This is a genomic window from Pseudalkalibacillus sp. NRS-1564 (assembly GCF_050467905.1).
Lineage (GTDB): Bacteria > Bacillota > Bacilli > Bacillales > Guptibacillaceae > Guptibacillus > Guptibacillus hwajinpoensis_B.
In genome coordinates this window covers 1-13,673 of the sequence record NZ_JBITPM010000006.1, presented here as the reverse complement: position 1 = coordinate 13,673, position 13,673 = coordinate 1, and the positions used below count along the sequence as shown (strand labels likewise).

General features: G+C 37.9%; 14 protein-coding genes. 6 read left to right on the top strand and 8 right to left on the bottom strand.

The features are described from left to right. The first annotated feature begins 167 nt into the window (after positions 1 to 167). The 3 genes from ACIFPW_RS02690 (at position 168) to ACIFPW_RS02680 (ending at position 3,934) form a co-directional block, all read left to right on the top strand. Positions 168 to 1,826 carry a M4 family metallopeptidase gene (locus ACIFPW_RS02690; protein WP_430241818.1) on the top strand — a complete coding sequence of 553 codons (1,659 nt, stop codon included), beginning with the start codon at positions 168 to 170 and terminating at the stop codon, positions 1,824 to 1,826. A gap of 301 nt (positions 1,827 to 2,127) precedes the next feature. After that, complete coding sequence (locus ACIFPW_RS02685; RefSeq protein WP_430241816.1) at positions 2,128 to 2,550, top strand: hypothetical protein; 423 nt, start codon at positions 2,128 to 2,130, stop codon at positions 2,548 to 2,550. A 178-nt stretch (positions 2,551 to 2,728) separates the two neighbouring features. Further along, complete coding sequence (locus ACIFPW_RS02680) at positions 2,729 to 3,934, top strand: PLP-dependent aminotransferase family protein (protein ID WP_430241814.1); 1,206 nt, start codon at positions 2,729 to 2,731, stop codon at positions 3,932 to 3,934. Positions 3,935 to 4,021: 87 nt separating this feature from the next. Here ACIFPW_RS02680 and rpsN read toward each other — a convergent pair whose 3' ends face one another. The 6 genes from rpsN to ACIFPW_RS02650 form a co-directional block, all read right to left on the bottom strand. Further along, on the bottom strand, positions 4,022 to 4,291 hold the full coding sequence (gene rpsN, locus ACIFPW_RS02675; protein ID WP_165997464.1) for a 30S ribosomal protein S14: 270 nt from the start codon (positions 4,289 to 4,291) through the stop codon (positions 4,022 to 4,024). Next, positions 4,292 to 5,482: a GTP-binding protein gene (locus ACIFPW_RS02670; RefSeq protein WP_430241812.1), complete on the bottom strand. Its 1,191-nt coding sequence runs from the start codon at positions 5,480 to 5,482 to the stop codon at positions 4,292 to 4,294. A 26-nt stretch (positions 5,483 to 5,508) separates the two neighbouring features. Beyond that, entirely contained in the window at positions 5,509 to 6,660 is a 1,152-nt protein-coding gene (locus ACIFPW_RS02665) for an FAD/NAD(P)-binding protein (RefSeq protein WP_430241811.1), read from the bottom strand. Positions 6,661 to 6,782: 122 nt separating this feature from the next. Then, the gene (locus ACIFPW_RS02660; RefSeq protein WP_430241809.1) at positions 6,783 to 7,757 is read right to left on the bottom strand and encodes a TIGR03943 family putative permease subunit; all 975 of its coding nucleotides are present in this window, start codon (positions 7,755 to 7,757) and stop codon (positions 6,783 to 6,785) included. Between the two features lie 16 nt (positions 7,758 to 7,773). After that, positions 7,774 to 8,781 carry a permease gene (locus tag ACIFPW_RS02655; RefSeq protein WP_430241899.1) on the bottom strand — a complete coding sequence of 336 codons (1,008 nt, stop codon included), beginning with the start codon at positions 8,779 to 8,781 and terminating at the stop codon, positions 7,774 to 7,776. 150 nt (positions 8,782 to 8,931) lie between these two features. After that, positions 8,932 to 9,873 carry a CobW family GTP-binding protein gene (locus ACIFPW_RS02650; RefSeq protein WP_430241807.1) on the bottom strand — a complete coding sequence of 314 codons (942 nt, stop codon included), beginning with the start codon at positions 9,871 to 9,873 and terminating at the stop codon, positions 8,932 to 8,934. A 125-nt stretch (positions 9,874 to 9,998) separates the two neighbouring features. Between ACIFPW_RS02650 and ACIFPW_RS02645 the strand changes: the two genes are divergently transcribed. After that, positions 9,999 to 10,982, top strand: coding sequence for a metal ABC transporter solute-binding protein, Zn/Mn family (locus tag ACIFPW_RS02645; RefSeq protein ID WP_430241805.1), 984 nt, complete (start codon positions 9,999 to 10,001; stop codon positions 10,980 to 10,982). A gap of 143 nt (positions 10,983 to 11,125) precedes the next feature. On the opposite strand, the gene ACIFPW_RS02640 is transcribed toward ACIFPW_RS02645, so the two are convergent. Further along, positions 11,126 to 11,620 carry a lactoylglutathione lyase family protein gene (locus tag ACIFPW_RS02640; protein WP_430241804.1) on the bottom strand — a complete coding sequence of 165 codons (495 nt, stop codon included), beginning with the start codon at positions 11,618 to 11,620 and terminating at the stop codon, positions 11,126 to 11,128. 130 nt (positions 11,621 to 11,750) lie between these two features. Between ACIFPW_RS02640 and ACIFPW_RS02635 the strand changes: the two genes are divergently transcribed. Then, a complete protein-coding gene (locus tag ACIFPW_RS02635) occupies positions 11,751 to 12,080 on the top strand; it encodes a winged helix-turn-helix transcriptional regulator (protein WP_430241802.1) in 330 nt (109 codons plus the stop codon). Positions 12,081 to 12,141: 61 nt separating this feature from the next. On the opposite strand, the gene rpiA is transcribed toward ACIFPW_RS02635, so the two are convergent. Continuing rightward, the gene (gene rpiA, locus ACIFPW_RS02630) at positions 12,142 to 12,801 is read right to left on the bottom strand and encodes a ribose 5-phosphate isomerase A (protein WP_430241800.1); all 660 of its coding nucleotides are present in this window, start codon (positions 12,799 to 12,801) and stop codon (positions 12,142 to 12,144) included. A gap of 236 nt (positions 12,802 to 13,037) precedes the next feature. Between rpiA and ACIFPW_RS02625 the strand changes: the two genes are divergently transcribed. Further along, entirely contained in the window at positions 13,038 to 13,448 is a 411-nt protein-coding gene (locus tag ACIFPW_RS02625; RefSeq protein ID WP_430241798.1) for a cytochrome-c oxidase, read from the top strand. Positions 13,449 to 13,673 lie beyond the last annotated feature (225 nt).

The following is a 13,673-nucleotide window of genomic DNA, read 5'->3' as shown; positions in this document are numbered from 1 at the left end:
TTTCACTTTAAAAATTGAGATTAATGAAGTTGTTAAACGATTATTAATAGTTCTATATAACCACATTTTCTAATCATTCTATATTTTAAGATAATTACAAGGCCTCATGAGAGAAATTCAATTCCACCTTATAATTGTAAATAGATTACATATTAGGAGGAATTTATTTGAGAAAAAAGTTTATTGCCCCCCTTGTTATGACGACTGCCTTAATAACCGCATCGCTCCCTTATAATAATGTTCTAGCCGTCCAGCCTGATCATCAAGTGGAGAACCAGATAGTTAAGCAATGGAACGAAAAAGCGAACGTTCCGCTATTCGTGAAAGAGAAGCAAGCAGTTAAACGTTCTTCTACTTCTGCTGAAGATGCTCTAAACTACTTGCAACAAAATAAAGAAAAAGTTAATATCAAAAATCCAAAAGCAGACCTAAAAAAGAACAATTCCGCCAAGGATGAACTTGGAATGACTCACGTCAGGTTTAATCAAACAAAGAACGGCGTCCCTGTCGAAGGGGCTGAGATTATTGTTCACTACAATATGGATAATGAAATCACTGTCGTAAACGGAGCTTATAATGAAGATATCGAAGCAAGTAAGCTCGATACTAAACCTACCCTTTCTTCAGAAGAAGCATTGCAAGTCGCAAAATCTTCTACTCATGCTCCTTCTACATTAGATCAAGATCCAACTTCTGAGTTAGTTATTTATCCATTCGAAGGTAAAAATCACCTTACCTATAAGGTAAATGTGAATTTCCTGGGAGATGAGCCTGGTAACTGGTTCGTGTTTGTTGACGCTACGTCTGGTGAAGTTGTGGATCAATACAATGCCATTATGGACGCAGGACATTACAAAACCCAAACGGGAACTGGTACCGGCGTACTAGGTGATCACCGTCTTCTACATGTCACAAAAAACAAGGTTGAAAATGAAGGAAGCACTTTTCAACTAGCAGATTATAGTCATGATGGGTTAGATGGAATCATTACCTATGATTACTCTAAAAACTACCTCGAGGTAGTTTCAAACAAAAGCGCGGCGTTTAAATCTGAATTTGCAGAACCTGCTGTTGATGCTCACTATAATTCGGAACAAGTGTATGACTATTACTTAAGTGAGCATGGACGCAACTCTCTCGATGATAACGGCATGCCGATCCAATCAGTCGTTCATTACGGAGATAATTACAACAATGCTTTCTGGAATGGGACTTACATGGTATATGGAGATGGCGATGGTGAATTCTTCATCCCTCTTGCTGCTAGCCTGGATGTAGCAGCACATGAAATGACTCACGGGGTCACATCTAATTCAGCTAACCTCATCTATCGTTTTCAATCCGGCGCTTTGAATGAATCCTTCTCGGATATTTTCGGCGCATTAATTGATGACTCAGACCGGGAGATCGGGGAAGACATTATGGCACCTGCTGCCGTTGCAGATGGACGCACTTCTCTTAGAAGCTTAAGTAATCCTAGTAAATATCCTGTTGGTGCTGCTTATGTTGCTTATGGAAACGGCGAAGGAATGTATCCATCCCATATGGATGAATTTTACGACCTTCCAGCTAAATTAGATAACGGCGGTGTTCACATCAACTCTTCGATTATTAATCACGCTGCGTACCTAACCGCTCAAGACATTGGCCGTGAGAAGCTTGGGCAAATCTATTATCGTGCTCTGACTCAATACCTTACAGCTAACTCTGACTTTAGTGATGCACGACAAGCTATCGTGCAATCTGCTATTGACCTTTACGGTGAAGGTAGCGCCGAAGTGGTGGCTGCTGCAGGTGGATTTGATTCGGTGGGGATTATGGAGTAAAACAGATCAATAGAAATAAGCATGAAGCGAACTGGCTTCATGCTTATTTCTATTTCTTTCATCTTATTTAGAGACTATTAATGAATTATCCAATAAAAAATAGTTTCATAAGCTTCCTTACTATAAGCTGCTTTCTTCATAATGGAGACGAAACTACACTCACCGACAGAAATTATTTCACACTTGTAAGTTAACTAGTATTTATGGAATAATTTTATAGATAAGAAAACAAAAAGGAATAATTAAACCTCGTTAGTTGCTAGCTTATGTCTTGAAAACAATCTTTGGGAGAGTTCTACTTATGACCTTTATCTTTAGGACTTTATCATCCTTTCTTTCAGCCTTTACTGTGTCACTTATCATACACACTTTAATGTATCTATTTGACAATACTATTGAGAGTGCATTCCATCTCTCAGATGCGATGCTTAATGCCTATCTAATGCTTCCATTTTTCATTTTGATTGGTGTACCGATCTCTATCTTTATTGATTGGTATTTAACTAGAAAGGAAAGGAGCCTTTATCGGTATCATTTTCTCGCTTATACACTCGCAGGAATAATACTTTCTTCTATTTTGCCTATTATTTTCGATAGTGGCAGAGTAGTTGAGTGGCTTGCTACCTTTAGTATTCTCATTGGATGTTCGCTGATTTATTTTCATTACCTGTTACTGCTAAAGAAATGGCTTAAGTTCTATAAGAGTATACCGCTCAAATCCTAACTCAATTTCTGAAGTCAGAACTTGAGTTTTTTATTTTAATTTAATTTGGTATTTCAACTTTGTTTTATTGAATCTAACCATATTGCTAGCTTTAAACAAAACACACTAGCCTTTCAACGCATTAAAATGCTATAATGACAATATTTTAAATATTAAAACAAAGGAAGGCGTTTTGGTCATGAGGTACGGATTTGCTAAGAGAGTGCAGCATCTTCAATCATCTGCAGTGCGCGATATTTTAAAAATCACGAATAAAGGAGATGTCATTTCGTTTGCGGGAGGTTTACCAGACGACGAACTTTTTCCTGTAGAGGCAGTACAAGATGCATTTTCGAAAACATTTCAGTCAGGAGGAAAGGCTTTTCAATACGATGCCACAGAGGGATATGCTCCACTTCGAGAGGTACTTGTTGATCGCATGGACAAGAAGGGCATCGCTTCACGCGTGGATGATATTATGCTTACCACTGGTTCACAACAAGCAATCGACTTATTTGCGCGGGTAATGTTTAACCCCGGAGATATTGTTCTAACAGAAAACCCAACTTATCTTGCAGCAGTACAGGTTTTTCAATCGTATGAAGTGAAAATTATCCCTGTTGATTCGGATGAGCATGGAATGGTACCAGAGGATCTTGATTATAAAATGAAAAAGTATATGCCGAAGTGTGTGTACGTTGTCCCAACCTTCTCAAATCCGATGGGAAAAGTTTGGTCACTTGAACGACGACAACACCTACTTGATACAGCAATAAAAAAGAAAGTGATTATTTTTGAAGATGATCCGTATGGAGAAATCAAGTTCGATGGAACAAAAACATATACTCCTATATCTGCGTTAGACGATGGATCGCACACAGTCTATACGAGTACCTTTTCTAAAACCGTTGTTCCTGCGTTACGAACAGGTTGGATCAAAGGACCTCATCAAATCATCCGCATTATGGCACAAGCAAAGCAAGCGGCTGATTTGCATTCAAACTCTCTTGCTCACCAAGCACTCTATCACCTTTGCTCCGACTTTGATTTGAACGGTCACATTCAAAACCTCAGGAGTACATATTTTGAACGAATGAAGGTCATGCAACGATTGCTTGATCAAGCTGATCTACCTGGACTTTCTTATACGGTTCCTAAAGGCGGCATGTTCTTTTGGGTAGAACTACCAGAAGGCATTGATACGACGCTTTTATTAAATACGGCTGTAAAAAAAGGTGCGGCTTATGTACCAGGAGCTCCTTTCTATGTTTCAGATCCGAAGAAAAATACAATGCGTCTCAATTTCACTCATTCCACTCAGGATAAAATAGAGAAAGGAATGGAAATTCTAGTAGACGTCTTTCAAGGGGCAGCTGAATTGGATTTAAAAAAGATCCATCAGTAGGTATTCTATCTTTTTTTAGCTTTGTTTAAACGGAAGTGACCTCCTAATCATAAGAGGTCACTTGTATTTTACACCCATTTCACCTTTTTACCAGCTAGATTTTTTCACGCCAGGAATTTGTCCTTTATGAGCATACTCACGAAAAGCAATTCGGGACATCTTGAACTTTCTTAAATATGCTCTCGGTCTCCCTGTTACTTCACAACGATTTGTAAGACGAGTTGGTGAAGAATCACGAGGCAGCTTACGCAATGCTTCATAATCTCCTTTTTCTTTTAACTCTTTTCGAATCTGAGCGTATTGCTGAACGAGCTTCTGACGTTTCTTTTCTTTAGCTACTTTAGATTTTTTAGCCATCTAACTCTTCCTCTCTTCGTGGTATTTTGGTAAATCGTCAGAGAATGTCGACCAATCTTCCTCCATCTCATGATCAGTCAATAGACAACAATCAAGCGACTGTTCGATTTGCTCCTGGTCCAAATGAAGACCAATCATCACAAGTTCCGTAATGCGATCGCCGTGAAGATCATCCCAGTGTTCTAGTAGTTCAGGAGCTTCATCAATCGTCTGTCTTTGCTCTTCAATCGAATAGGTTGCAACCCAGTTTCCAGCCGCTTCAATACTAAGGGATGGACCTGCTTGAGACAATAATCCCGTTACGTTATTTCGAGAAGCAAGCCAGAAGAATCCCTTTGCGCGCACAATTTCGTCTGGCCATTGTTCAAGCCAAGATAGCCACCTTCCAGGATGAAATGGGCGCTTCCTCCGATAGACAAAAGAAGATATACCGTATTCTTCAGTTTCGGGAATATGTTCATTATTAAGTTCTTTGATCCATCCAGCACTCTGACTTGCAGCTTCAAAGTTGAGTAACTTTGTGTTGAGCACTTGATCAAGAGAAAGATTGGCATGAGTTGTTGGTATAATAATGGCATCAGGATTAAGTGTACTTAAGACGGATACTAATTTTCCTATCGCTGTTTTATTCATTAAATCTGTTTTATTAAGCAATAGAACATTCGCAAATTCAATTTGATCAATTAATAGATCCACCACTTCACGCTGGTCATCCTCTGACGATTCTTCCTCACGATCTATTAAGGTTTCTCCTGATTTATAGTCATGCCAGAATCGATTACCATCAACGACGGTAACCATTGTATCTAACCTGCACAAGCGACTAAGGTCAATGCCTAACGCTTCGTCCATGTATGTAAAGGTTTGAGCTACGGGAACCGGTTCCGAAATGCCTGTTGATTCAATAACCAGATAATCAATCTCTCCTCCTTCCACCAATTCTTTTACTTCAATCATCAAATCTTCCCTTAACGTACAACAGATACATCCATTATGAAGTTCCACCAACTTTTCATCAGTTCTAGCAAAACCACTTTTAATTAGTTCAGCATCAATATTAATTTCACTCATATCGTTGACGATCACAGCAATCCGGCGCTTCTCTCTATTTGCAAGAATATGATTTAACAACGTCGTTTTACCAGATCCCAAATATCCACTTAACACTGTCACTGGGACTTTATTGGTCATACTTTTCATCCTCCAAATCAAAATTATTACGATTTAAACCGTGAACTTTTCATAATCCGTTCTGTTGCTTTTCTCGCTCCAATAATATTGCGCGAAGCTGGACCAATCTCAAGCTCCGCAAGAGGCCCCATGACAAATAGGTGTGGGCACCATTCCAGGCTTTCTTCCACAATTGGATAACCGCAATTAGCACACGTAAGGTCTTCTTTAGCGATTAATTGAAGAAGCCAACGTTGATTTGTTATCGCTCGTTCAAACCCTGTAGCAAAGAGAACAGTGGCTGGTCGATAAACGATTGATTCTTTTGTCATTAAAATATTGGATTCACTTGAAACAGTTTGAATTTCACTTTGGACAATCGATAATTTTCCTTGCTTTTTTAAGTGATGCAAACGACTGTAAAGTTCGGAAGGAATGGAGCCAATATGTCTTGCTTGGTGAATCATCTTTCTTCTAATATCATAGTTCTTAACCTGTGAATAAGCGTCCAAATATTTAGGTCCAAGCCACCCAGGATCACTGTCAAAGTTATGTACACGAAATGGATGACGAGACATTAATGTAACTTCCCCAGGAAACCGATGAGATAGACCAATAGCTGTATGGACTGCCGTAATTCCTCCTCCAATAATCAAACAAGGTGGCTTTATGTTGTCCATGTTTAGTTCAGCATCAAAAATGTGATATCCATTATTCCATTCAGTTGCCCATGGCGGATAGTTCAGTTCATTATTACCAATCGCGATAACACTATTTCTTGTATAATAAATGCAGTGATCTTCCGTTTCAATTTCCCAAAATGGTCCTTGTTTCTTCATTTGCTTCACCTTCGTTTGACACCAACTATCTTGTACGCAAGCTTCTTCAAAAACGGAGGCTGCATGTTGATTAAAGAGATCTAATGAGGGGCGATCATAATAACCGTAAAAAGGGTTTTCATAGTTAATCTTTTTCGCATATTTGTCTAAACTGAAAGGAGCCACATCAATGTGGTGAACAGAAGGCGACCGAAGAAACGGCATCTGAATGCGCTCGGTTCTCTCCTTCCACCTTTCAAGCGGTCCGGAATGAGGATCAATAATTAAGATCTCTTCTTTTTTAACTTTACCGCTATTCAAAAGGGAGGTTGCGATCATACAACCATGAATACCTCCACCTATAATTATCCATTCATACATAAGAGCACCTCTTAAATCGTAACTATTACGATTTGTATTGTATACTAGATGAATTTATATTGCAATCTCTCATTCCAAATTGATTTTATATATGAAAGAAAAGAAAGGGATATGCTCCCTTTCTAAAATGGATAAACATATGGGTCTTTAGGGGCCTCAATTTGCTTCATTTCATCTGGTAGTAAAAGCATCATTTCTTGACCGTTATAAGATGTGTTCGAAATTGTTCCAGTTACCTCGACCCATGTATCTTCTTCAATGGAATGAACTTGATCACTTTCAATTAAAGTTCCATAGACACTTGCATCTGCCACGCAACAGTTCATACCAAATCTAGCGACAACGATTTGCTTTTCGTTAAAATCGGGTTCACGGTACACAAAACCTTTAATCGTCAATTTTTTCCCAATGAATTGCTCCAAATTCAAATCGATTGTTGTAATCACATCGAGGTAATTTTTATTCGTTATTTGAATGTGGTCCATTTTTGAATATTTTGCTGCAAGCTCATCGTATTTATTATAATCAGCAGAATAGCCCGAAGAGGTGTTTGAAGCAGGAGATTTAGCTGCTTCATTCTTCACTCGCTCATCCATTTCCTCCATGTAAGCTTCTGGATCTTCCAGAAATTTATCCACGTCTTGTGTATTTGTATCTGACGGATCTTCTGACAAAGCTGCCGAGCTATCTGGTGGTTTTGTATACAACCCTCCCCCATATTGAATGCCTCTATTTGCCGCTACTGTACTATCGATTACTTTTTGAGGAAGCCCTAATCCTCCTAGAACAGGAAGGATAAATAACAGATAAATAATCGTTTTACGCACAAATGACCCTTTCATATGATGATCTGCACCACAGTTACATTCAATCTCCTCCGCCAGGTTTGAGGACATACTTTTAAAAAATTGAATAATTCCTATTAAAAAGAAGCAGCCACCTGCAAAATAAACAAACGGAAGCATTTTCGGAGCAACATAAAGAAGGATCGTTTCACTCAGAACTAGCTTGATGATTAATAAGAAAAAACCCATTAAGATAATACTTCTTAAAAACATATGAAACTGCAGTGAAGCTGTCGACTTACTCTCGTCCAAACCCATTCCTCCTCTCTTAATTTAAAAAACCGCTTACCACTAATACAGAACAAAATGTAACTACCGTTATGATTAACATAAGAACTAAGACAAACTTTGTCTTAAAGTATGCGAAATACAACAGCATATTTTTCAAATCAAGCATCGGTCCGTAGACTAGGAAAGCAAGTAAAGACGTACTAGAAAACTGATTCGAAAAGGAAGCTGCTACAAAAGCATCTGCTTCTGAACAGAGAGATAAAATAAACGCTAGCCCCATCATAACGCCCGTTGATTCTGCTTCATTTGTAATAAATGAAGCAAGGAGGTTGCGGTCAAGAAACCCATTGACCACACTGGCTAAAAACGCACCAATGATGAGGTATTTCCCCATATCGAAGAATTCATCGCTAGCATGATAGAACGTTTGCTTCCACTTATTTCTTTTCATCGTAGTTATGGTTCTTGTCTCTCCAATAAGTTCTTCCTTTGTCCATCTTAATTGATTTGTAGTACCGAAAATCCGGAACATCACAAAACCAATAATGATGGATAAGACAAAGCCCAATCCCATTCTGAAATAAAGTACAGTAAGATCCTGTTGAAAGGCATAGTATGTAGATGCGGCTACGATTGGATTTAGAATAGGTGCAGCCATTAATAGGACAACACCGAATTGAAGCGGCATCCCTTTTTTAATTAACCTTCTTACCACTGGAATAATGGCGCATTCACAAACAGGAAAAACAGCACCAAGTAGCGCTGCAGAAATCAAGCCTAGATACGCGTGTTTCGGTAACACTTTCTGAAGAGTTTCTTCAGAAACAAACGATTGAATCAGCGCAGATACAAACACACCTATAAGAACAAACGGGATCGCTTCTAATAAAATACTAATAAAAATAGCATTTACATTTAACCATTCACTAGGGAAATCAAACTGAAAATACTGAAGAACTTGTGTATTAAATAAAAATAAGATAACAAAGATTAAAAACAATAGGATTCCTATAAAATCCTTTATACTATTGCTTACAGTATGAATCATACATCCACCTCCATACCACCTTATATTTGTCTTATAAGACTTTTCCTCTCACTTTGCAAATCATAATTGATTCGATTTAGAATCTATTAGTGCTTCTATTATTCTATGTCCATCCAGATCACTCATGACCATTTAATGAAATGAACTTCATTCAGACATGCTTGAATGAAAATTCCGGTTTAACTTTTCTTCGTTTAAAGAATCTCCTATGAGTATCATAATCGGGTTCATTTCTTCTCCAACAGTTTGTAAGAGTCTTAGCTCTCCAGAGGCAAATTGAAAATGATAGTTCATATGCTCACCTTTAAATCGAACAATACCTTTCCCTCTCAAAACTTCCAATGGTAACTCAGTAATCCATTTTTCGAAAAGTAGTCGATCTACTTCCGCAAACCCATCAATCTGAATACTTCGAAGTGAAGAGTGGTTGTGACGATGTCCAACATCTCTGTGATTCTCATTCGTTATAGGAGTACGAAGACCATATCTTTTTTTAAATAATTCGGTTTCTGTAATGTTTCCAAAAGCTGTTCTAAAAACAGGAATATCTTCTTTCAACATACCACTCACTTTCTTATATATTTTCATTATAGAAGATTCTGTTATTAAATCCTCTTTATTAAGAATCACCAAATTCGCACAGGAAATCTGTTGTTTTAATAACTTACGAATTTCTTTACTACTTGTAAAGAAGTGTTGGTGTTCAAGAAAATGACTTCCATCTACAACCGTTATCATCGAGTTCAACTCATAAATCCGGGTAAATTCTGGAGTCGTTAATGCCGCTTCTATATCGATTGGATTGGCAACCCCCGTTCCTTCTATTAACAATACATCAATATCTTCTTCGCTAAATGACCGTAGTGTTTCGTTTAAATCATCCTGAATCGAGCAACAAATGCATCCATTTAATAATGTCTTTACGTTCTGTTCCTTAAAGTACGTTTCCTCCACATTCTTTGTACCTAACTCATTAAGAATAATGCCTGTTTTCATCCCTTCCTTTCTACATTTTTCTATCATACTTAGAAGTACAGTTGTCTTCCTGCTTCCAAGAAAGCCACTAATCAAATAAACTGGTACTTTCATGTTTCATTTTCCTCCCTATCCATTCGACTCTAAAATATCTTAACACAAAACGTAATGATTTTGATTTACAAATCGAAATCATTACGATAATATTAAAAATAGAATTTTACGAGGGAGGGAATATTTTGAATTTAAAATACGGGAAAATTTTATTATGTTTGATGACTGTCTTGGTCTTAGCTGCGTGTGTTGGAAAAGAAACAAGTACAACTGCTACTAATGAAAGTAGTGAAAAAACAAAACTAAGTATTTATACAACGCTATTTCCTATTGAGGATTTCACAAGGAAAATAGGTGGGGAATATGTTGAAGTTGTCTCGATTTTACCACCTGGATCTGATGCCCATACTTACGAACCAACGACACAAACGATGATTAAGATTGCTGAAGCAGATGCATTTATCTATAACGGGTTAGGAATGGAAAGCTATGCTGAAGCTATTGCTAATTCGGTAGGTGATGTAGAGATTGTTGAAGCTTCATCTGGAATTGAAACCTTAGAACATAGTGATGAACATGACGAGCATTCGGAAGAAGAACACAAAGAGCACTCTGAAGAGGAACATTCGGATGAGCATGACCATGGAGATCAAGATCCTCACGTATGGCTTGACCCTAATAAGGCGATAGGAATGGCGGAAAACATTAAAGAGACATTAATTGAACTTAAGCCAGATGCAAAAGAGGATTTCGAAGCCAACTTTCAAAAAGTTAAAAACGATTTAACTGAACTGGATAAAGAGTTTGCTCGTTTAGTAGATTCCAAAGATCATCCTGAAATGATTGTTTCTCATGCTGCTTATGGGTATTGGGAAAACCGTTATAGCATTCATCAAATTGCGATTTCCGGGCTTTCTCCGTCAAATGAGCCATCTCAAAAAGCGCTTGAAGAAATTATTCATACGGCTAAGGAGAAAAATCTGGATTATGTATTGTTCGAACAAAACGTTACCCCTAAGGTGGCACAAAGCCTCCAGTCCGAAATTGGAGCAAAAGCACTTCGTCTTCACAATTTATCTGTTCTTACTGAGGATGATATTAATAACAAAGAAGATTATTTTAGCTTAATGCGTAGAAATCTTGGAACGCTGGATCAAGCATTAAAGTAAAATCACGAAAGAAACCCTTCTCCTTAAATAAACTTATTGATTTCAATTCATTCCTCTATTTTTCTCTTCTTTTGACTACGTAGGTATTTAACATATGAAAAAAGAACCAAGAGAATAAGTCTCTTGGTTCTTCTTCATTCTAATTAATAAGCACCCTCCGAATAAGTCAGTTCATAGCTATGAGAATAGATCTCGAAAATATTGCCGAACGGATCTTCCGCATACACCATTCTAAATGGCTTTTCATTTGGATAGTATTCGCGGATCGGCATACGCTGTTTCCCGCCGTGCTGCTTAATTTTCTCAACGATTCCTTCAACATCAGGGTCCTGGATACAGAAGTGGAAAATACCTGTTTTCCAGTATTCGAAGTTATTTTCTGGCGTTTCATTTTCCGGGAACTCAAACATTTCGACGCCAATTTTATCTCCGGTTGATAAGTGAGCAATTCGGAACGTATCCCAATCGTCTCCAAAGACATCACGGCACATTTGTCCAATCGGGGAATCATCATTGTGCACATCAGATGGCTCCATCAAAATATACCAGCCGAATACTTCCTTATAAAATTTAATAGCTTCTTCGAGGTTTGGAACCGATAGTCCGATATGAGAAAAACTTCTTGGATATGGTAACATAGTTTTAAACTCCTCCTTAGTGATTATGTTCTGTCAACATACGTTTATTATACTGAGAACAAAATGATCATGTAAGAACGCACTTTTTTGTGCGATACTAACCAAAAGGTAAGAAAGGAGTCGATCCAACATGAATTCTCCAGTGGATCAAAACGGAAAACTAAAATGCTCGATTGAATATACATTAAAGAAAATCGGCGGTAAATGGAAAACGGTGATTTTGTGGCACCTCTGTGTGGATGGGAGTTTTCGCTACAATGAATTACGCCAGTTACTACCAGGCGTCACACATAAAGTGATGAGTCATCAGTTAAAAGAACTAGAAGAAGAAGGTTTCATCGATCGAAAACAACAAAATACCGTCCCACCAAAAGTGGAATATTCGATTACGGAAAAAGGCAAAACGTTGATGCCGATTTTAGAGCAGATGCACTTGTGGGGGACTGAGAATCAAAAATAAAGAGTGCCTGTCACTACCTTACTAACTTGTAAGAAGTGACAGGCACTAGCAATAGATCATCTTATTTTGAAATCTCGTAAATACCCTCTTCACTTGCCACTAATGCTTTTGTAACAACACTCGCAAAAAGGGAGACGTCAATTACACCAGGTATTTCTTTCAGGCGTTTTTCAAGTTGAACACTCTCCTGCCCTTTCTCAAACCAAACATCAATTAAAAAGTTTCCATAATCGGTAACTGTATATCCATCCTTCGCAGAACTTGAACGCACTTCTGCCTTTCCTTCCATCTCTCCTACTTTCTTTAGTACAAATGCAAGTGAATCTTGCAAAATCTCCAGTACGACTGGATGCTGATAACTTAATTCCGGAACAACTTTAGAATCATCAACGAGCAAGATATAGTCCTTTGCCATTTGAGCAATGAGCTTTTCTTGCGTGTGAATACCACCGCCGCTCTTTAGTGCATGTAACTTTTCATCAACCTCATCACAACCATCAAATGCAACATCTACTTCCTCAACGGTACTTGTTGGTAGCACTTCCAGGCCCTGATTTACGCATAGATGCTTTGTTTTTAGAGATGGGGTTACGACTTTTACATTTAACTTTTCTTCCTTAATAAAGTCAATTAAATATCCAATTGTACTTCCGCCCCCAAGACCGATGATGGTTTCATCTGTTATGTATTCTAGAGCTGCTTTGGCACATTTCTGTTTCATGTTCATTTTGACACCTTACCTTTTTCAGAGTTTATCTTCTTGTAAGAAAGCTAGCTTTGGTTGGTTTTATTGTAACAAAATGAGAAGTGAAAAAGTTTAGAAAGACAAGGATATTCACAAATAATTGACGGATAAGGTCTTCGCTCTTGGAACAAACAGTTATATTCGGCATAATCCTCCTTCTAGCGATATATACTTAAACGGGCTATCTAACATGTATGGGAGGGGTAATGAGAATGGGGATATGGTTTCTTAAATTGGCAGCTCTTTATTTCCTAATTGGAGTTAGTATGGGGTTAGTGATGGAGATGATGGGGGATCACAGTTTGGCAGGCGCTCATGCTCATATTAATCTATTAGGTTGGGCTTCCATGGGCTTATTCGGTTTTATCTATATTCTATTCCCTAACGCTAGTGAAACGCTCTTAGCAAAACTGCATTTCTGGCTTTATAACGTGTCATTCCCTTTATTTATGCTTGGACTATCTTTTTTCCTTGCAAGCAATACTTCCCTAACCGTTCTTCTCATGATCTTTCCTAACCTTCTTGTCTTAAGTGTCATCCTGTTCGTTATTAACATGTTTATAAATTTGAAAGCAGAAGACGTTGCTCACTTGCTTAAGAAAAGCGAAACGACGTCACTCTAATTCTATGGCTCTATAATATTTGTTGGGGTTTAAGAAAATGAAGCACAAAAATACACGCAAGCTCCTATATCTTTTAAACTTGAATTGACGAGAAACAAGAAAAAGATTGGAGTTGCGTGTACGTGCATTTTAACATGAATTTACCCGGATTAGAAGAAGTGATGGTATCGAAAATGGAAGCCATTAATGGCCAGTATCATGTTCATATTGAAGTGCCAAAGAAGG

Excerpts from the sequence above, each read along its gene's own strand:
- rpsN (WP_165997464.1), bottom strand. The coding sequence starts at position 4,291 with ATGGCTAAAAAATCTAAAGTAGCTAAAGAAAAGAAACGTCAGAAGCTC.
- ACIFPW_RS02685 (WP_430241816.1), top strand. The coding sequence starts at position 2,128 with ATGACCTTTATCTTTAGGACTTTATCATCCTTTCTTTCAGCCTTTACT.
- ACIFPW_RS02640 (WP_430241804.1), bottom strand. The coding sequence starts at position 11,620 with ATGTTACCATATCCAAGAAGTTTTTCTCATATCGGACTATCGGTTCCA.
- ACIFPW_RS02625 (WP_430241798.1), top strand. The coding sequence starts at position 13,038 with ATGGGGATATGGTTTCTTAAATTGGCAGCTCTTTATTTCCTAATTGGA.
- ACIFPW_RS02680 (WP_430241814.1), top strand. The coding sequence starts at position 2,729 with ATGAGGTACGGATTTGCTAAGAGAGTGCAGCATCTTCAATCATCTGCA.
- ACIFPW_RS02650 (WP_430241807.1), bottom strand. The coding sequence starts at position 9,873 with ATGAAAGTACCAGTTTATTTGATTAGTGGCTTTCTTGGAAGCAGGAAG.
- ACIFPW_RS02665 (WP_430241811.1), bottom strand. The coding sequence starts at position 6,660 with ATGTATGAATGGATAATTATAGGTGGAGGTATTCATGGTTGTATGATC.
- rpiA (WP_430241800.1), bottom strand. The coding sequence starts at position 12,801 with ATGAAACAGAAATGTGCCAAAGCAGCTCTAGAATACATAACAGATGAA.
- ACIFPW_RS02670 (WP_430241812.1), bottom strand. The coding sequence starts at position 5,482 with ATGACCAATAAAGTCCCAGTGACAGTGTTAAGTGGATATTTGGGATCT.
- ACIFPW_RS02635 (WP_430241802.1), top strand. The coding sequence starts at position 11,751 with ATGAATTCTCCAGTGGATCAAAACGGAAAACTAAAATGCTCGATTGAA.